The following is a 16,692-nucleotide window of genomic DNA, read 5'->3' as shown; positions in this document are numbered from 1 at the left end:
CGCTCAGTGCTGCGGCAGGGCGGTGATGACGCGGTCGGTGACCTCGTCGACCTCACCCATGCCGTCGACCTGCACGAGCAGGCCGGCGAGCTGGTAGTGCGCGGCCAGGGGCGCCGTCTCCTTGCGGTAGATCGCCTGGCGCTCGCGGATGACCTCCTCGGTGTCGTCGGAGCGGCCCTCGATCTCGGCACGCTTGAGGAGGCGCTGGACGACGGCGTCCTCGTCGACGACGAGCTCGATGACGGCATCGAGCGCGTGGTCGTGCTTGGCGAGCATGGCGTCGAGCGCGTCGACCTGGCCCGACGTGCGGGGGTAGCCGTCGAGCAGGAAGCCGTTCACGGCGTCGTCCCAGGACAGGCGGTCCTCGACGATCTCGTTGGTGACCTCGTCGGGCACGTAGCCCCCCGACGCGAGGATGTCCTTGACCTTGAGCCCGAGCTCGGTCTCGTTCTTGATGTTCGAGCGGAAGATGTCGCCGGTGGAGATCGCCGGGATCGACAGGCGCTCGGCGATGCGAGCGGCCTGGGTGCCCTTCCCGGCGCCGGGCGGGCCGAGGATGATCAGTCGCGTGGGGGCTGGCATCAGCGGAGGAACCCTTCGTAGTGACGCTGCTGGAGCTGCGCCTCGATCTGCTTGACCGTCTCGAGTCCCACGCCGACGACGATGAGGATCGAGGTGCCACCGAACGGGAAGTTCTGGTTCGCACCGACGAGCACGAGTGCCACGAGCGGGATGAGCGAGACGAGCGCGAGGTAGATGGCACCCGGCACGGTGATTCGGGTCAGGACGTAGTTGAGGTACTCGGCCGTGGGTCGCCCGGCCCGGATACCCGGGATGAAGCCGCCGTACTTCTTCATGTTCTCCGCGACCTCGGTCGGGTTGAACGTGATGGACACGTAGAAGAACGTGAAGAAGAGGATGAGGCCGACGTAGACCGCCATGTAGATCGGGTGGTCACCCTTGACGAGGTTGGCCTGGACCCACGTCACCCACGCCGCGTTGTTGCCGTCGGCGCGGTTGTTGAACTGCGCGACGAGTCCGGGCAGCGCCAGCAGCGAGCTGGCGAAGATGACGGGGATGACGCCGGCCATGTTGACCTTGAGCGGGATGTAGGTGGACGTGCCGCCGTACATGCGGCGTCCGACCATGCGCTTGGCGTACTGCACCGGGATGCGGCGCTGGGACTGCTCGACGAAGACGACCGCGGCGATGACGAACATGCCGAGGATGATGATGAGCAGGAACGTGCCCCAGCCCTTGTTCTCCTTGATGGCCCAGAGCGAGCCCGGGAACCCGGCCGCGATGGACGTGAAGATCATGAGCGACATGCCGTTGCCGACGCCCTTGTCGGTGACGAGCTCGCCGAACCACATGATGAGGCCCGTGCCGGCCGTCATGGTCAGGACCATGATGACGATGGTGACCATCGACTGGTCCACCATGATCGACTGGCAGCTGCCGCCGAAGAGGCTGGAGGGGTTGCGCGCGAAGGTGACGAGGGTCGCCGACTGGAGGATCGCGAGGCCGATCGTCAGGTAGCGCGTGTACTGCGTCAGCTTGCTCTGCCCCGACTGGCCCTCCTCCTTGAGCGCCTCGAAGCGCGGGATGACGACCGTGAGCAGCTGGATGATGATGCTCGCCGTGATGTAGGGCATGATCCCCAGCGCGAACACGGACAGCTGCAGGAGCGCGCCACCGGAGAAGAGGTTGGCGAGGTTGAGGAACCCGCTCTGGTCGCCCGACTGTCCCTTGCTGGCCTGGAGGCACTGCTGCACCAGGCTGTAGCTGATGCCCGGCGTGGGCACGTGGGAGCCGAGGCGGAACAGCACGATGATGCCGAGGGTGAAGAGCAGCTTCTTGCGCAGGTCCGGGGTGCGGAACGCGCGGACGAAGGCGGCGAGCACAGGGTCCTCCTGGGGGTGCCGCGCGGGTGGCGCGGCCTGAGTCATGCAATCCGTGGAAGGTTAACGCAAAGGCGCAACGCCCCGGGCACCGCTCCGCGGTGGTCGACGTCACGTCGACCCGCGGTGCGACTGCCCGGGGCGTTGCTCACACGAGGTGTGGGGTGGGTCCGGATCGAGTCCGACCGGGTGGTGGTCAGCCCGCGAGGGGCGTGACCGAGCCGCCGGCGGCCTCGATCTTCTCCTTGGCGGAAGCCGAGAACTTGTGCGCCTCGACCTGCACATTGACGGAGATCTCACCCGTGCCGAGCACCTTGACCGGGAAGCCGTCACGGACGGCGCCCTTGGCCACGAGGTCGGCGACCGAGACCTGGCCACCCTCCGGGAAGAGGGTCTGCAGGCGGTCCAGGTTCACGACCTGGTACTCGGTGCGGAACGGGTTCTTGAAGCCACGGAGCTTGGGAAGGCGCATGTGCAGCGGCATCGAGCCACCCTCGAAGCGCTCCGGGACCTGGTAGCGGGCCTTCGTACCCTTGGTACCGCGACCAGCGGTCTTGCCCTTGGAGCCCTCACCACGACCGACGCGGGTCTTGGCGGTCTTGGCGCCGGGGGCCGGACGCAGGTGGTGGACCTTGAGGGCCGAGCCCTCGGTCTTCTTGGCCTCAGCCATGGTCAGTCAACCTCCTCGACGGTCACGAGGTGCGTCACCGTCTTGACCATCCCGCGGATCTCGGGACGGTCCTCCTTGACGACGACGTCGCCAATGCGCTTCAGACCGAGGCTGCGCAGCGTGTCACGCTGGTTCTGCTTGCCACCGATCTCGGAACGGGTCTGGGTCACCTTGAGACGAGCCATCACGCACCAGCCTTGTCGGCCGCGGCCTTGGCCTCGGCGAGACCAGCAGCACGGGCCTTGAGCATGGCGGCCGGGGCCACCTCCTCGAGGGTCTTGCCGCGGCGGGCAGCCACCGACTCGGGGCGCTCGAGGTCACGCAGGGCCTGCGCGGTCGCGTGCACGATGTTGATGGCGTTGTCCGAGCCCAGCGACTTGGAGAGGACGTCGTGGATGCCGGCGCACTCCAGGACCGCACGCACCGGGCCACCGGCGATGACACCGGTACCGGGGGCGGCGGGACGGAGCATGACGACACCGGCCGCGGCCTCACCCTGGACGGGGTGCGGGATGGTGCCCTGGATGCGCGGGACCTTGAAGAAGTTCTTCTTGGCCTCCTCGACACCCTTGGCGATGGCCGAGGGAACTTCCTTGGCCTTGCCATAGCCGACGCCCACGGTGCCGTCACCGTCACCGACGACGACGAGGGCCGTGAAGCTGAAGCGACGACCACCCTTGACGACCTTGGCGACGCGGTTGATGGTCACGACGCGCTCGACGTACTGGTTCTTGTCGTCACGGCTGTCGCGGTTGTCGCGGCCACCGCGGTTGTCACGGCGGTCTCCGCGCTCGGTGCGCTCGCCGCCACCGGCGGGGCCGGTGCCTCGACGCTGCTGTCCGGGCATCAGATGTTCCTCATCTCAACAATTGCGTTCACGAAGTTGCTCACAGGGCCAGACCGCCTTCGCGGGCGCCCTCGGCGATCGCCGCGACGCGGCCGTGGTACTTGTTGCCACCACGGTCGAACACGACGGACTCGACACCGGCGTCCTTGGCGCGGGCGGCGACGAGCTCGCCCACCTTCTTGGCCTTGGCCGTCTTGTCGCCGTCGAACGCGCGGAGGTCGGCCTCCATCGTCGAGGCGTAGGCGACCGTCTTGCCGATCGTGTCGTCGACGACCTGGACGAAGAGGTGACGGCTGGAGCGCGAGACGACGAGGCGGGGACGGGCCGTCGTGCCGGCGATCTTCTTGCGACCGCGCACCTGGCGACGGATGCGGGCGGCAGCCTTGGACTTGCCGCGCTTGATGATCATTGCCATGGCTTACTTACCGGCCTTTCCAACCTTGCGACGGATCTGCTCGCCCGCGTAGCGAACGCCCTTGCCCTTGTACGGGTCGGGCTTGCGCAGCTTGCGGATGTTGGCCGCGACCTCACCGACGAGCTGCTTGTCGATGCCCTGCACCGAGAAGCGGGTCGGGTTCTCGACGGCGAAGCTGATGCCGGCGGGAGCCTGGATGAGGATCGGGTGCGAGTATCCGAGCGAGAACTCGAGGTCCGAGCCCTTCGCGGCGACACGGTAACCCGTGCCGTGGATCTCCATCTTCTTCTCGTAGCCCTCGGTCACACCGAGAACCATGTTGTTGATGAGCGAGCGCGTCAGGCCGTGGCGGGCGCGCGAGTCACGCTCGTCGTCGGGCCGCTTGACCTCGAGGTTGCCCTCGGCGACCTCGACGGTGATCGGCGTGACGACGGTCAGCGAGAGCTCACCCTTGGGGCCCTTGACGGTGACGTCCTGGCCCTTGACGGCGACGTCCACACCCGTGGGGATGGAGACAGGGAGTCGTCCGATTCGCGACATGTCAGCGTCCCCTTACCAGACGTAGGCGAGGACTTCCCCACCCACGCCCTTCTCGTGTGCCTGGCGGTCGGTCAGCAGACCGTTCGACGTCGACAGGATCGCGACGCCGAGGCCACCGAGGACCTTGGGCAGGTTCGTCGACTTGGCGTACACGCGCAGGCCGGGCTTGCTCACGCGACGCACGCCGGCGATGGAGCGCTCGCGGTTCGGGCCGTACTTGAGGTCGATGGTCAGCGTCTGGCCGACCTCGGCCTCCTCGATCTTCCAGGAGGCGATGTAGCCCTCGGCCTGGAGGATCTCGGCGATGTTCTTCTTGAGCTTCGAGTACGGCATGGAGACGACGTCGTGGTGCGCCGAGTTGGCGTTCCGGACGCGGGTCAGCATGTCCGCAATCGGGTCAGTCATGGTCATGGTGGGCTCTTTGCCCTTCCTCACCGGGGTTTCGGACACCGGGGCGCCTTGCGGGCGCTCCGGGCCGACCTACGGTGCCAGAGGTTTTGGCTGGTCTTTGGGTGGCTACCGGTGGATTACCAGGAGCTCTTGGTCACGCCCGGCAGCTCGCCCGCGTGCGCCATCTCGCGAAGGCAGATGCGGCACAGGCCGAACTTGCGGTACACCGAGTGCGGGCGACCGCACTTCTGGCACCGCGTGTAGGCGCGGACCTTGAACTTCGGCTTCCGGTTCGCCTTGTTGATCAGGGCGGTCTTGGCCATGTCAGTTCTCCTTGAAGGGGAAGCCGAGCTGCTTGAGCAGCGCGCGACCCTCGTCGTCGTTGGTGGCCGTGGTGACGACGGTGATGTCCATGCCACGGACGCGGTCGATGCGGTCCTGGTCGATCTCGTGGAACATCGACTGCTCCGTCAGGCCGAACGTGTAGTTGCCGTTGCCGTCGAACTGCTTCGGCGACAGGCCACGGAAGTCACGGATGCGCGGGAGCGCGATCGTGACGAGACGGTCGAGGAACTCCCACATGCGGTCGCCGCGCAGCGTCGTGTGCGCACCGATCGGCATGCCCTCGCGGAGCTTGAACTGGGCGATCGACTTGCGGGCCCGCGTCACGATCGGCTTCTGGCCGGTGATCGCGGTCAGGTCGCGGACAGCACCCTCGATGAGCTTGCTGTCACGCGCCGCGTCACCGACACCCATGTTGACGACGACCTTGACGACGCCGGGGACCTGCATGACGTTGGCGTGGCCGAACTGCTCCTGGAGCGCGGCCTTGACCTCGTCCTGGTAGCGCTGCTTGAGGCGCGGCTTGGTGGTGGTCTGCGTCATGTTCAGAGGTCCTTGTCCGACTTCACGGCGACGCGCACGCGGGACGCCTTCTGGCGACCGCCTCGCTCGACCGTCTCGACGCGCGTCTTGACGCGGGTCGGCTTCTTCGACTCCGGGTCGACGACGGCCACGTTGCTCACGTGGATCGCGGCCTCGGTGTGGGTCAGGCCACCGGTGCGGGTGCCACGCGCGGTGGCGCCGGCCTTGACGTGCTTGGTGACGCGGTTGATGCCCTCGACGAGCACGCGCTGCGTCTCCGGGTACACCGCGATGACCTTGCCCTGCTTGCCCCGGTCGCCGCCGTTCTTCTGGCTGCGGCCCGAGATGACCTGGACGAGGTCACCCTTCTTGATCTTCATCTTCGCCATGGGTCAGAGCACCTCCGGCGCGAGAGAGATGATCTTCATGAACTTCTTCTCGCGCAGCTCACGGCCGACGGGACCGAAGATACGGGTACCACGCGGGTCACCGTCGTTCTTCAGGATGACCGCGGCGTTCTCGTCGAACTTGATGTACGAGCCGTCGGGACGACGACGCTCCTTGACGGTCCGGACGATGACGGCCTTGACCACGTCGCCCTTCTTGACGTTACCGCCCGGGATGGCGTCCTTGACGGTGGCGACGATGGTGTCGCCGATGCCGGCGTATCGACGGCCCGAACCGCCGAGAACACGGATGCACAGGATCTCCTTGGCACCGGTGTTGTCGGCGACGCGCAGTCGCGACTCCTGCTGAATCACTGTCTAACTCCTGTCGTCGTGCTGGTTCTCACCCGGTCACCCGGGTGAGCCTTGCCGAACGGAAATGGGGGGTGGCTTACTTGGCCTTCTCGAGGATCTCGACGACACGCCAGTGCTTCGTCGCGGAGAGCGGACGCGTCTCCATGATGAGCACGCGGTCGCCGAGGCCGGCCTCGTTCTTCTCGTCGTGCGCCTTGACCTTGGAGGTCCGACGGATGACCTTGCTGTAGAGCGCGTGCTTGACGCGGTCCTCGACCTCGACGACGACGGTCTTGTCCATCTTGTCGCTCACCACGTAGCCCTGACGGGTCTTGCGGTTGTTGCGCTCGCTGGTCGAACCGGTGGTCGCGTCCGTGGTCACGGTGTCCTTCTCGCTCATGCCTGGGTCTCCTCAGCCGTGTCGGCCTCGGCCTTCTTGTCGGCCTTCTTCTCGGCCTTCTTGTCAGCCTTCTTGGCCTTCTTCTCGGCCTTGTCGTCCTCGGCCTTGGCCGGGACAGCCTCCTCGACCGGGGCCGAGCCGATGCCGAGCTCGCGCTCGCGCATCTCGGTGTAGATCCGCGCGATGTCCTTCTTGACCGCGCGCAGACGACCGTGGTTGTCCAGCTGGCCCGTGGCGGACTGGAACCGGAGGTTGAACAGCTCCTCCTTGGCCTTCTTCAGCTCATCGGCGAGCTTCGTGTCATCGAGACCACGCAGCTGGTTCGGAGCCAGGTCCTTCGTTCCGACTGCCATCAGTTGTCACCACCCTCACGCTGGACGAAGCGGCACTTCATCGGGAGCTTGTGCATCGCGAGACGCATGGCCTCGCGGGCGACCGGCTCGGCCACGCCCGAGAGCTCGAACATGACGCGACCCGGCTTGACGTTCGCGACCCACCACTCGGGCGAACCCTTACCGGAACCCATGCGGGTCTCGGCGGGCTTCTTCGTGAGCGGACGGTCCGGGTAGATGTTGATCCAGACCTTTCCGCCACGCTTGATGTAGCGGGTCATCGCGATACGAGCGGACTCGATCTGGCGGTTGGTGACGTAGGCCGGCTCGAGAGCCTGGATGCCGTACTCACCGAAGGCGATCTTCGTTCCACCCTTGGCAGCACCGTGACGATCCGGGTGGTGCTGCTTACGGTGCTTGACTCGACGGGGAATCAACATGGTCAGGCCTGCTCATTCTCGGTGCTGGCCGCGGCAGGGGCCTCGGCAGCAGCGGTCTCGTTCACTGCCGGAGCAGCGGCGGTCTCGTTGCGGTCACCACGACGGGCGCGGTTCGGACGGTCACCGCCGTCACGACGCGGACCACGCGACGGGCGCGGAGCGGCAGCCTGCTGGGCAGCGAGCTCCTTGGCCGTCATGTCGCCCTTGTAGATCCACACCTTGACGCCGATGCGGCCGAACGTGGTGCGGGCCTCGTAGAAGCCGTAGTCGATCTGCGCACGCAGGGTGTGCAGCGGGACGCGACCCTCGCGGTAGAACTCGGTGCGACTCATCTCGGCGCCGTTGAGGCGGCCGGAGACCTGCACGCGGATGCCCTTGGCGCCGGCGCGCTGGGCGGACTGCATGCCCTTGCGCATGGCGCGGCGGAACGCCACGCGGGCCGAGAGCTGCTCGGCGATGCCCTGGGCGACCAGCTGGGACACGATCTCGGGGTTCTTGACCTCGAGGATGTTCAGCTGGACCTGCTTGCCCGTGAGCTTCTCGAGCTCGCCGCGGATGCGGTCGGCCTCGGCGCCGCGGCGGCCGATGACGATGCCCGGGCGGGCCGTGTGGATGTCGACGCGGACGCGGTCACGGGTGCGCTCGATCTCGACCGAGGCGATGCCGGCGCGCTCCATGCCCGTCGCCATGAGGCGACGGATGGCGACGTCTTCCTTCACGTAGTCGCGGTAGCGCTGACCCTGCTTGGTGGAGTCGGCGAACCAGCGGCTCTTGTGGTCGGTGGTGATGCCCAGACGGAAGCCGTGGGGGTTGACCTTCTGACCCATCAGCGGGCTCCCTTCGTGTTCTCGGGCTGGGTGACGACGACGGTGATGTGGCTCGTCCGCTTGTTGATGCGACCGGCGCGGCCCTGGGCACGCGGACGGAAACGCTTCATGGTCGGGCCCTCGTCGACGAAGGCGGCCGTGATGACGAGGTTGCGCTCGTCGAAGGCCACCGACTCCTTGTCGGCCTTGAACCGGGCGTTGGCGATGGCGCTCTCGAGCACCTTCTTGACCGGGTCGGACGCCGACTGCGGGGCGAACGTGAGCACCGTGACGGCGTCGGTCGCGGCCTTGCCGCGGATCAGGTCCACGACACGGCGGGCCTTCTGCGGGCTGACCCGGACGTGCCGGGCCGAAGCCTTGGCTTCCATGACAACTTCCTTGGATTCGATGGCCATCAGCGACGACGACCCTTCTTGTCGTCCTTCACGTGACCCTTGAACGTGCGGGTCGGTGCGAACTCGCCGAGCTTGTGGCCGACCATCGACTCGGTGACGAACACCGGGACGTGCTTGCGGCCGTCGTGGACGGCGAAGGTGTGGTTCAGCATGTCCGGGCTGATGACCGAACGACGCGACCAGGTCTTGATGACGTTCTTGGTGCCCGCTTCGTTCTGGGCGTCCACCTTCTTCTGAAGGTGGTCGTCGATGAAGGGGCCCTTCTTCAGGCTACGAGGCATTCCAAAGGCTCCTTATCAGCGCTTCTTGCCAGTACGACGGCGACGCACGATGAGCTTGTCGCTTTCCTTGTGTCCCTTGCGGGTGCGGCCTTCGGCCTGACCCCAGGGGCTGACGGGGTGACGACCACCGGACGTCTTGCCCTCACCACCACCGTGCGGGTGGTCGACCGGGTTCATGGCGACACCACGGACGGTCGGGCGCTTGCCCTTCCAGCGCATGCGGCCGGCCTTGCCCCAGTTGATGTTGCTCTGCTCGGCGTTGCCCACCTCGCCGACGGTGGCGCGGCAGCGCACGTCGACGTTGCGGATCTCACCGGACGGCATGCGCAGCTGCGCGTAGGGGCCGTCCTTGGCGACGAGCTGGACGCGCGCACCGGCGGAACGGGCGATCTTGGCGCCGCCACCCGGCTTGAGCTCGATGGCGTGCACGACCGTACCGACGGGGATGTTGCGCAGCGGCAGGCTGTTGCCCGGCTTGATGTCGGCCGCGGGGCCGTTCTCGATCGGGTCGCCCTGCTTGAGGCGGTTCGGCGCCAGGATGTAGCGCTTCTCGCCGTCGGCGTACTGGACGAGCGCGATGCGCGCCGTGCGGTTGGGGTCGTACTCGATGTGCGCGACCTTGGCCGGCACGCCGTCCTTGTCGTGGCGACGGAAGTCGATGACGCGGTAGGCGCGCTTGTGACCGCCACCGATGTGACGCGTGGTGATGCGTCCGGCGTTGTTGCGGCCACCCGTCTTGGAGAGCGGTCGGACGAGCGACTTCTCCGGGGTGCTGCGCGTGATCTCGACGAAGTCGGCGACCGACGAGCCGCGACGGCCCGGTGTGGTCGGCTTGTACTTGCGGATACCCATGTTCGTTAAGTCCTTACGATTCTTCGTCGGTCTCAGGCGCCCGCACCGAAGATGTCGATCGTGCCCTCGCGGAGGGAGACGATCGCACGCTTGGTGTCCTTGCGCTTGCCGATGCCGAAACGGGTGCGACGGCTCTTGCCCTGACGGTTCAGGGTGTGGACCTTGTCGACCTTGACGTCGAAGATCTGCTCGATGGCGATCTTGATCTCCGTCTTGTTGGCCCTCGGGTCGACGATGAAGGTGTACTTGCCCTCGTCGAGCAGCCCGTAGGACTTCTCGGAGACGACCGGCGCGATCAGGATGTCGCGGGGGTCCTTGGCGTGGATGCTCACTTGGTGGCCTCCTTGTCGGCCTCGGCACCCTTGGTGCTGCCGGCGACGAAGGCGTCGAGGGCGGCCTGGGTGAACACGATGTCGTCGGCGCAGAGGACGTCGTAGGTGTTGAGCTGGTCGGAGACCAGGACGTGGACGTTCTGCAGGTTGCGGACCGACTTGAACGTCACGTCGTCGCCGCGCTCGATGACGACGAGCAGGTTCGGACGCTCGGTCAGGCCGGCGAGGAACACCGCGGCGTCCTTCGCCGAGGGCTGCTCGCCCGTGACGATGGAGTCGACGACGTGGATGCGCTCGAAGCGGGCCCGGTCGGAGAGGGCACCGCGCAGGGCGGCGGCCTTCATCTTCTTGGGGGTGCGCTGCGAGTAGTCGCGCGGCTGCGGACCGTGGACGACGCCACCGCCGGCGAACTGCGGCGCACGCGTCGAGCCCTGACGGGCACGACCGGTGCCCTTCTGGCGGTACGGCTTGCGCCCACCGCCGCGGACCTCGCCGCGGGTCTTGGTCGAGTGCGTGCCCTGACGAGCGGCGGCCAGCTGCGCCACCACGACCTGGTGGATCAGCGGGACGTTGGTCTGGACGTCGAAGATCTCGGCGGGCAGGTTCTGCGTCTTGGTTGCCATGTCGTTCATGCACCCTTCGCAGCCGTGCGGATCAGGACGATGCCACCGCGGGGGCCGGGGACGGCACCCTTGATGAGCAGGAGGCCCTTCTCGGCGTCAACGGCGTGGATCTGGAGGTTCTGGGTCGTCTGGCGGACGCCACCCATGCGACCGGCCATGCGCATGCCCTTGAAGACACGGCCCGGCGTGGCGCAGCCGCCGATGGAGCCCGGCTTGCGGTGGTTGCGGTGCGCACCGTGCGACGAGGAGACGCCGTGGAAGCCGTGACGCTTCATGACACCGGCGAAGCCCTTGCCCTTGGTCGTGCCGGTGGCGTCGACGCGCTGGCCGGCCTCGAAGGACTCGGCGGTGATCTCCTGGCCGAGCTCGTACTCGCCGGCGTCGGCGGTGCGCAGCTCGACGAGGTGACGGCGCGGCGTCACGCCGGCCTTCTCGAAGTGGCCGGTCATCGGCTTGTTGACCTTGCGCGGGTCGATGGCGCCGAAGGCGATCTGGACGGCGTCGTAGCCGTCGGCGTCGCCGCTGCGGACCTGGGTCACGACGCAGGGGCCGGCCTTGACCACGGTCACGGGCACGAGGCGGTTGTCGGCGTCCCACACCTGGGTCATGCCGAGCTTCTCGCCGAGAACGCCCTTGATGGTCTTCTGCTGAGCAACAGTCGTCATGTTCACCAACCGCCTCAGAGCTTGATCTCGATGTTGACGTCCGCCGGCAGGTCGAGACGCATCAGCGAGTCGACGGCCTTGGGCGTCGGGTCGATGATGTCGATGAGGCGCTTGTGCGTGCGCATCTCGAAGTGCTCGCGGCTGTCCTTGTACTTGTGCGGCGACCGGATCACGACGAAGACGTTCTTCTCCGTCGGCAGCGGGACGGGGCCCACCACGGTCGCGCCGGCGCGCGTCACTGTGTCAACGATCTTCCGGGCCGAGTTGTCGATGACCTCGTGGTCGTACGACTTCAGCCGGATGCGGATCTTCTGTCCCGCCATCTGATGAACGTCTCTCTCTCGCTTCTGACTGCCGGTTCCCTTGGCCTCCGACCCCCGAGGTCGGGCGTGTCGCCCTCTCCACGAGGAGAAAGTGCGCACGGAAGTGCCACTTTCGTCGTGAGTCCCGGCCGAACCGGGTTGCATTGCGCTTCCCTCGGGCCTCCGAGAGGAGTCCTGGCGAGTCCCCGTCAGGAGGCTCTCGAGGGGCGGCGACGCCGACATGGGTCAGCGACGCGCGTCAAGCAACCTGAACAGTGTGCCAGAGGGGCACGGGCCCTATCAAATCGAGACGGGGACCGCCCGGACCACCCCCGACCGTGGCGCGTCGCCGGTCCTGCCGGGCGGGCGTCGGCCGCGTCGTCGCAGGTCGCACGCGGGACCTCGGGGGACCTCGGAGGAGCTCGGAGGCGGCGCCCCTCCCCCGGCGGTCAGCCGGAGGCAGCGTCGCTGCCGGCGTCGCTGCCGGCGTCGCTGCCTGCGTCGGGCGCCGGTCGGGCGCAGGCGGCGGTGCCGCCCGGCAGCTGGTACCGGTGGTCGGCGACCCACGTGTACACCCGGGCCGCGAGGGCGGAGACTCCCGGCGCGAGCAGGAGGTAGCCGAGCGGTCGCCAGGCCGGAGCGCCGTGCGTCACGGCACTCGCCACGGCCCGGTGACCCGACCGGATCGAGCCGTCGGCCGTGACGAACTGGGCCGCCTCGTCGCAGTCCTGCGGGCTGAGCCCGACCGCGGCGAGGTCGAGCTCCTGCCAGGGCCGCACGTCGTAGCGCCCGCGACGGTCGACCCAGCGCCGCGCGAACTGCGCGCTGCGGGTGCAGAAGCCGCAGTCGGCGTCGTACACCAGCGTCGGCCGGTCGGGCACGGTCAGCTGCACGCGTCGATCCTCCCACGCCGGCCCGACGCGTCGGGCCGGGCCTTCAGGCGGGTGCGAGGAAGGCGCTGAGCGCTCCCGCGTACATCGCCGGGTCCCGCGCCCCCATGAGCTCGCGAGCGCTGTGCATCGACAGGGCCGCCGCACCGAAGTCGACGGTCGTGGCACCGGTGAGGGCCGAGGTGACCGGACCGACGGTCGAGCCGCACGGCAGGTCGCTGCGCGTCACGAAGGTCTGCATCGGCACACCGGCCTGCTCGCACGCGAGCCGGAACGCCGCGGCGCCGACGGAGTCCGTGGCGTAGCGCAGGTTGGTGTTGACCTTGAGCACCGGCCCGCCGTTGACGCGGATCTGGTGCAGCGGCTCGTGCAGCTCGGAGTAGTTCGGGTGGGTCGCGTGGCCCATGTCGCCCGAGGCGATGACGGTGGCCGCGAGCGCCCGGAAGTAGTCGTCGCGGGTGCCGCCGCCGGCGAGGACGATGCGCTCGAGGACCGAGGGCAGCAGCGTCGAGACCGCGCCGCGCTCGGACGTGCTGCCGATCTCCTCGTGGTCGAAGAGGACGAGCACCGGCACGTGGCCCGGCTCGGAGGCCGACGCGTCGACCATGGCGCGGACTCCCGCGTACGACGTGGCGAGGTTGTCGAGGCGCGGTGCGGCGATGAGGTCGCGGTCGCGGCCGATGCGGGCCGAGGGCTGCACCGGGTGGGTCATGACGTCCCACGCGAGGACGTCTTCGTGGTCGACGCCGACGTGCGCCGCGAGGTAGGCCGGAAAGTCACCCGGGGTGTCGCCGACGCCCCAGACCGGCACGAGGTGCTGCTGCCGGTTCAGGGTGAGGGCGTCGTTCTGGGTGCGGTCGAGGTGGATCGCCACCTGGGGCACGCGCAGGATCGGGTCGCCGTCGTGGAAGAGGCGCTCCTGGACGCCGGACGCCGTGCGGACGGTGACGCGCCCGGCGAGGCCGAGGTCGCGGTCGAGCCAGGAGTTCTGCAGCAGGCCGCCGTACGGCTCGACGGCGAGCATCTGCCAGCCGGCCTTGACGTGGTCGGCGTTCGGCTTGACCCGCAGGTTCGGGCTGTCGGTGTGCGCCCCGACGACGCGGAAACCCGCGGCCGGTCCGGAACCGGAGGCGTGCGCCCCCGTGGTGTCCCACGCGATGAGCGAGCCGCCCCGGACGAGCCAGTGGCGCCCCGGCTCGGTCGGGAACGGGTCGGTCTCGACGACCTCGGTGAAGCCGGCCTCGGCGAGGCGGCGCGCCGCCTGCTCGCACGCGTGGAACGGCGTCGGCGACGCGTCCACGTAGTCGATGAGCCCCTGGGCCTCGGAGTCGGTGTCGAAGGAGTGCGCCATGGCTCCCGACCCTACCGACCGGCGCCCGCCCGCACGCCGTCGGCCTGACAGGATCGGCGGCATGCCTGATGCCGCGCTGACCTCACTCGTCGACGACCTCGGCTCACCCGACCCCGCCGTGCGCGACGACGGGGCGTTCAGCGCGCTCGCACGGCTCGTGCGCGACGGCACGCTGGGCGTCGAGGACCGCGCCTGGCTCGCAGGCGCGATGCTCGAGCGGCTGCACCACCCGCGCGTCGAGGCCCGGGCCTTCGCGCCCCTCGTCCTCGCGGCGCTCGTCGCCGGCGGCAGCGGCGACCCGGCCTGGGTGCCTGCCGTGACGCGGTGGTGGGTCGGCGAGCGCGACCTGCGTGGCCACGACCCCGAGCTCGGCTGGGTGCACGCCGTGGCCCACGGCGCCGACTTCTACGGGGCGTGCGGTGCGGTCGGGCTCGGCGATCCCGACGAGCTGCTCGACGCCCTCGCGGCGCGGCTGGTGGAGCCCACGGACGCCGTGTGGCACGACCAGGAGGAGGACCGCGTCGCGTACGCCGTGGCGCTCGTGCTGACGCACCCGGCGCTCGACCCCGGGGGTGCAGTGGCCTGGCTCGACCGCGTCCGTGCACTGTTCGACTCCGGCGAACCGGGGCCCGTGCCGCCCCACGCGTCGAACACGATGCGCGCCCTCCGGTCGCTGCACGTCGCCCTCGGCGAGCAGGTGCTGCACGACGGCCGACCGGTCGTCGTGCGCCATGCTGACACGGTGCGCGACGCTGTCGCGGACGTGCTCGGCGTCGTGACGCCGTGGTTCTGGCGGCCCGCCCGCACCGGCTGAGGAACAGGTGGGTAGCGCTCCCCATTGGCCGGGCACCGCTCTGCTGCCTAGGGTCTGAGGAGGAAGCCACCCGCGTCGCCGCGCGGGAGTCGTCGCGCGGGAGTCGTCGCGCGGCCGTCGTCACAGGGGAAGGCTCGATCGTGGTCGTGTACAGGAAGGGCGCCGATCCCGACGCCCTCGAGCGGGCAGCGGGTCAGCTCGACCTCTGCGCGGGCGAGGCCCGGGCAGCACGCACGGCCGTGGACCACGCGTTCGGGTCGCTCGGGTCTGCCTGGGGCGGTGGCGACTTCGAGGCCTTCCGCGGCAGCTGGCGGGCGTCGGCCCCGAGCATCGACGCCCTCGAACGTGCCCTGCACGGCCTCGGGGCGAAGCTGCGCGAGAACGCCGCGAGGCAGCGTTCCGCCAGCGGCCACGGTTCCGGCGGAGGCACCGGCGGTGGCGCCGCCGGCCCGCTCGGCGCCGTGGTGCCCCTGTCGTTCGGCCCGACCCCGTCGCCCTCGCCCGGACCCGCTCCGACGCCGTCGACTCCCCCGCCGCCCGCCACGACGGGCACGGGCGGTCCCGTCGACGGCTACGACTTCGGGGAGCCGAAGAAGCCCGACATCGAGTGGGACGAGGGCTTCGAGTACGACTCGAAGGACGCGACATGGCACGACCACCTCGCCAAGCTCGAGTGGATGGCGAAGCTCGAGGCTGGACGGGCCCTCAAGTCCGACCTCGACGACGCGACGGCGATGTACGCCCACTACTGGGACAACGACGGTGAGCCCGCACGGTTCGACTACGAGGAGGGCTACAAGGAGGACCCCTCCATCGCCCGTAACGTCGACGGCGAGGTGTCGCGCACGGCCGCCGCCGTCGACGAGATGGTGCGCCACGGCAACACGCACTTCAGCATGACGGGCGACGCCCACCCCGCCACCGCCTACCCGCAGACGGAGAACTGGCAGAAGACGATCGGCGGCTACCAGCAGTGGAGCAGCGCCGACGTCACGGTCGAGAACGGCCAGGTGACGATGAAGGTCACCATCCACGCCGAGGACTACTACAACTTCAACCCGGACCAGAAGGACATCGCCAGCGGGGCCGGCGACAACGAGAACGGCCGGTTCACCGAGATCGGCTGGGCCAAGCCGTTCCCGTCGAGCGGTGACGTCACCCGGACGGTCACGTGGCCGGTCGGCTCGCCGCCGCCCACCGTCCACGTCGGTCCGGGCGACGTCGAGCGCACCCCGGGTCTCGGTCGTGAGGACCGCGCCGACGAACGAGGAAGCAGCCGATGACCCGTGCCCGACGCGTCACCTCAGTGACGATGTCCGTGACCGCAACCCTGCTCGCCCTGGCGACCGCCGCGTGCAGCACGTCGTCCCCCACGCCGCCGAACGACCGAACGAGGAGCACCGTGAGCGCAGCGACCAAGACCGGCACCGGCGAGGTGCGCCACGACCTCGACCCGCTGACGAAGCGCTTCACCGCGCTGGGGGCGCCTGTCTCCGCGACGTGGATGTCGGGCACGCTCGGCGGTGACGCACCCGGCCCGTCGACGTACTGGATCGACGCGGTTGTCCGGCTGTCACCCGACGCCGCGTCCGCGCTGCGCGCCGACTCCCCCGCACCGACGACGGAGACCCCCGACGTCGAGGGCGGCGTCCGCTCGGCCCTGCCGGCCGGGCGGCTGCTGCGCTCCGACGCGCTCGACGCCGCCTTCGCCGAGGGGTCCTTCCGCGCCAAGGCCTACCTGGCGGCCGACTCGGACACCATCGTGCTCGTGGCCCTCGGTCAGTGACCCTCGGGCCGGGAGCGCGTGACCGTCGCGGCGTC

Annotated in this window: 28 protein-coding genes; 3 read left to right on the top strand and 25 right to left on the bottom strand. The window is 69.0% G+C overall.

Features of this window, described 5'->3' with window-relative positions; translation table 11 throughout:
- Positions 1-3: 3 nt before the first annotated feature.
- The 25 genes from RY076_RS05025 to RY076_RS04905 all read right to left on the bottom strand — a co-directional run bounded on the left by RY076_RS05025 (position 4) and on the right by RY076_RS04905 (position 14,057).
- Positions 4-582: an adenylate kinase gene (locus RY076_RS05025; protein ID WP_323096502.1), complete on the bottom strand. Its 579-nt coding sequence runs from the start codon at positions 580-582 to the stop codon at positions 4-6.
- Positions 582-1,904, bottom strand: a complete 1,323-nt coding sequence (secY, locus tag RY076_RS05020; RefSeq protein ID WP_323096501.1) for a preprotein translocase subunit SecY — start codon at positions 1,902-1,904, stop codon at positions 582-584. Before secY ends, RY076_RS05025 begins: the two co-directional genes overlap by 1 nt.
- Before the next feature lie 193 nt (positions 1,905-2,097).
- Positions 2,098-2,571: a 50S ribosomal protein L15 gene (gene rplO / locus RY076_RS05015; protein WP_323096500.1), complete on the bottom strand. Its 474-nt coding sequence runs from the start codon at positions 2,569-2,571 to the stop codon at positions 2,098-2,100.
- Between the two features lie 2 nt (positions 2,572-2,573).
- Positions 2,574-2,756, bottom strand: a complete 183-nt coding sequence (gene rpmD, locus RY076_RS05010) for a 50S ribosomal protein L30 (RefSeq protein ID WP_045191891.1) — start codon at positions 2,754-2,756, stop codon at positions 2,574-2,576.
- Positions 2,756-3,418 carry a 30S ribosomal protein S5 gene (gene rpsE, locus RY076_RS05005; RefSeq protein WP_323096499.1) on the bottom strand — a complete coding sequence of 221 codons (663 nt, stop codon included), beginning with the start codon at positions 3,416-3,418 and terminating at the stop codon, positions 2,756-2,758. Before rpsE ends, rpmD begins: the two co-directional genes overlap by 1 nt.
- A 40-nt stretch (positions 3,419-3,458) precedes the next feature.
- Complete coding sequence (rplR, locus tag RY076_RS05000; protein WP_323096498.1) at positions 3,459-3,833, bottom strand: 50S ribosomal protein L18; 375 nt, start codon at positions 3,831-3,833, stop codon at positions 3,459-3,461.
- A 3-nt stretch (positions 3,834-3,836) separates the two neighbouring features.
- On the bottom strand, positions 3,837-4,373 hold the full coding sequence (rplF, locus tag RY076_RS04995; RefSeq protein ID WP_323096497.1) for a 50S ribosomal protein L6: 537 nt from the start codon (positions 4,371-4,373) through the stop codon (positions 3,837-3,839).
- Positions 4,374-4,385: 12 nt separating this feature from the next.
- Positions 4,386-4,784: a 30S ribosomal protein S8 gene (gene rpsH, locus RY076_RS04990; RefSeq protein ID WP_323096496.1), complete on the bottom strand. Its 399-nt coding sequence runs from the start codon at positions 4,782-4,784 to the stop codon at positions 4,386-4,388.
- Between the two features lie 116 nt (positions 4,785-4,900).
- Complete coding sequence (locus tag RY076_RS04985; protein ID WP_013493557.1) at positions 4,901-5,086, bottom strand: type Z 30S ribosomal protein S14; 186 nt, start codon at positions 5,084-5,086, stop codon at positions 4,901-4,903.
- Between the two features lies 1 nt (position 5,087).
- The gene (gene rplE, locus RY076_RS04980; RefSeq protein ID WP_323096495.1) at positions 5,088-5,648 is read right to left on the bottom strand and encodes a 50S ribosomal protein L5; all 561 of its coding nucleotides are present in this window, start codon (positions 5,646-5,648) and stop codon (positions 5,088-5,090) included.
- A gap of 2 nt (positions 5,649-5,650) precedes the next feature.
- Positions 5,651-6,016, bottom strand: coding sequence for a 50S ribosomal protein L24 (gene rplX / locus RY076_RS04975; protein ID WP_323096494.1), 366 nt, complete (start codon positions 6,014-6,016; stop codon positions 5,651-5,653).
- 3 nt (positions 6,017-6,019) lie between these two features.
- On the bottom strand, positions 6,020-6,388 hold the full coding sequence (gene rplN / locus RY076_RS04970) for a 50S ribosomal protein L14 (RefSeq protein ID WP_076264101.1): 369 nt from the start codon (positions 6,386-6,388) through the stop codon (positions 6,020-6,022).
- Positions 6,389-6,464: 76 nt separating this feature from the next.
- Positions 6,465-6,767 carry a 30S ribosomal protein S17 gene (gene rpsQ / locus RY076_RS04965; protein ID WP_323096493.1) on the bottom strand — a complete coding sequence of 101 codons (303 nt, stop codon included), beginning with the start codon at positions 6,765-6,767 and terminating at the stop codon, positions 6,465-6,467.
- Positions 6,764-7,120: a 50S ribosomal protein L29 gene (gene rpmC, locus RY076_RS04960; RefSeq protein WP_323096492.1), complete on the bottom strand. Its 357-nt coding sequence runs from the start codon at positions 7,118-7,120 to the stop codon at positions 6,764-6,766. The genes rpsQ and rpmC overlap by 4 nt, the downstream gene beginning before the upstream one ends.
- Positions 7,120-7,539 carry a 50S ribosomal protein L16 gene (gene rplP / locus RY076_RS04955; protein ID WP_076264098.1) on the bottom strand — a complete coding sequence of 140 codons (420 nt, stop codon included), beginning with the start codon at positions 7,537-7,539 and terminating at the stop codon, positions 7,120-7,122. The genes rpmC and rplP overlap by 1 nt, the downstream gene beginning before the upstream one ends.
- Positions 7,540-7,541: 2 nt before the next feature.
- Entirely contained in the window at positions 7,542-8,366 is an 825-nt protein-coding gene (gene rpsC, locus RY076_RS04950; protein ID WP_323096491.1) for a 30S ribosomal protein S3, read from the bottom strand.
- Positions 8,366-8,734, bottom strand: coding sequence for a 50S ribosomal protein L22 (gene rplV / locus RY076_RS04945; RefSeq protein ID WP_076264096.1), 369 nt, complete (start codon positions 8,732-8,734; stop codon positions 8,366-8,368). Before rplV ends, rpsC begins: the two co-directional genes overlap by 1 nt.
- Positions 8,735-8,760: 26 nt before the next feature.
- Positions 8,761-9,042, bottom strand: a complete 282-nt coding sequence (gene rpsS / locus RY076_RS04940) for a 30S ribosomal protein S19 (protein WP_323096489.1) — start codon at positions 9,040-9,042, stop codon at positions 8,761-8,763.
- Between the two features lie 15 nt (positions 9,043-9,057).
- Complete coding sequence (rplB, locus tag RY076_RS04935) at positions 9,058-9,894, bottom strand: 50S ribosomal protein L2 (protein ID WP_323096488.1); 837 nt, start codon at positions 9,892-9,894, stop codon at positions 9,058-9,060.
- A gap of 32 nt (positions 9,895-9,926) precedes the next feature.
- Positions 9,927-10,226 (bottom strand): 50S ribosomal protein L23, encoded by a 300-nt coding sequence (rplW, locus tag RY076_RS04930; protein ID WP_076264094.1) that lies wholly within the window; start codon positions 10,224-10,226, stop codon positions 9,927-9,929.
- Positions 10,223-10,858, bottom strand: a complete 636-nt coding sequence (rplD, locus tag RY076_RS04925; protein WP_323096487.1) for a 50S ribosomal protein L4 — start codon at positions 10,856-10,858, stop codon at positions 10,223-10,225. The genes rplW and rplD overlap by 4 nt, the downstream gene beginning before the upstream one ends.
- Positions 10,855-11,514: a 50S ribosomal protein L3 gene (gene rplC / locus RY076_RS04920; RefSeq protein WP_076264128.1), complete on the bottom strand. Its 660-nt coding sequence runs from the start codon at positions 11,512-11,514 to the stop codon at positions 10,855-10,857. The genes rplD and rplC overlap by 4 nt, the downstream gene beginning before the upstream one ends.
- A gap of 14 nt (positions 11,515-11,528) precedes the next feature.
- Positions 11,529-11,837, bottom strand: coding sequence for a 30S ribosomal protein S10 (gene rpsJ / locus RY076_RS04915; RefSeq protein ID WP_009775966.1), 309 nt, complete (start codon positions 11,835-11,837; stop codon positions 11,529-11,531).
- 428 nt (positions 11,838-12,265) lie between these two features.
- Positions 12,266-12,709, bottom strand: coding sequence for a thiol-disulfide oxidoreductase DCC family protein (locus tag RY076_RS04910; RefSeq protein WP_323096486.1), 444 nt, complete (start codon positions 12,707-12,709; stop codon positions 12,266-12,268).
- A 43-nt stretch (positions 12,710-12,752) separates the two neighbouring features.
- On the bottom strand, positions 12,753-14,057 hold the full coding sequence (locus tag RY076_RS04905) for a M18 family aminopeptidase (RefSeq protein ID WP_323096485.1): 1,305 nt from the start codon (positions 14,055-14,057) through the stop codon (positions 12,753-12,755).
- Between the two features lie 61 nt (positions 14,058-14,118).
- Here RY076_RS04905 and RY076_RS04900 point away from each other — a divergent pair, with 61 nt between their 5' ends.
- From RY076_RS04900 to RY076_RS04890, 3 genes are all read left to right on the top strand, one after another.
- On the top strand, positions 14,119-14,871 hold the full coding sequence (locus tag RY076_RS04900; protein WP_323096484.1) for a DUF2785 domain-containing protein: 753 nt from the start codon (positions 14,119-14,121) through the stop codon (positions 14,869-14,871).
- Positions 14,872-15,011: 140 nt separating this feature from the next.
- Positions 15,012-16,154 (top strand): WXG100 family type VII secretion target, encoded by a 1,143-nt coding sequence (locus tag RY076_RS04895; protein WP_323096483.1) that lies wholly within the window; start codon positions 15,012-15,014, stop codon positions 16,152-16,154.
- 119 nt (positions 16,155-16,273) lie between these two features.
- Positions 16,274-16,657 carry a hypothetical protein gene (locus tag RY076_RS04890; protein ID WP_323096482.1) on the top strand — a complete coding sequence of 128 codons (384 nt, stop codon included), beginning with the start codon at positions 16,274-16,276 and terminating at the stop codon, positions 16,655-16,657.
- Positions 16,658-16,692 lie beyond the last annotated feature (35 nt).

Origin of the sequence: Intrasporangium zincisolvens, from assembly GCF_034724055.1 — a bacterium.
Lineage (GTDB): Bacteria > Actinomycetota > Actinomycetes > Actinomycetales > Dermatophilaceae > Monashia > Monashia zincisolvens.
The sequence above is the reverse complement of the archived record's forward strand: the minus strand, read 5'-3'. Positions and strand labels throughout refer to the sequence as shown.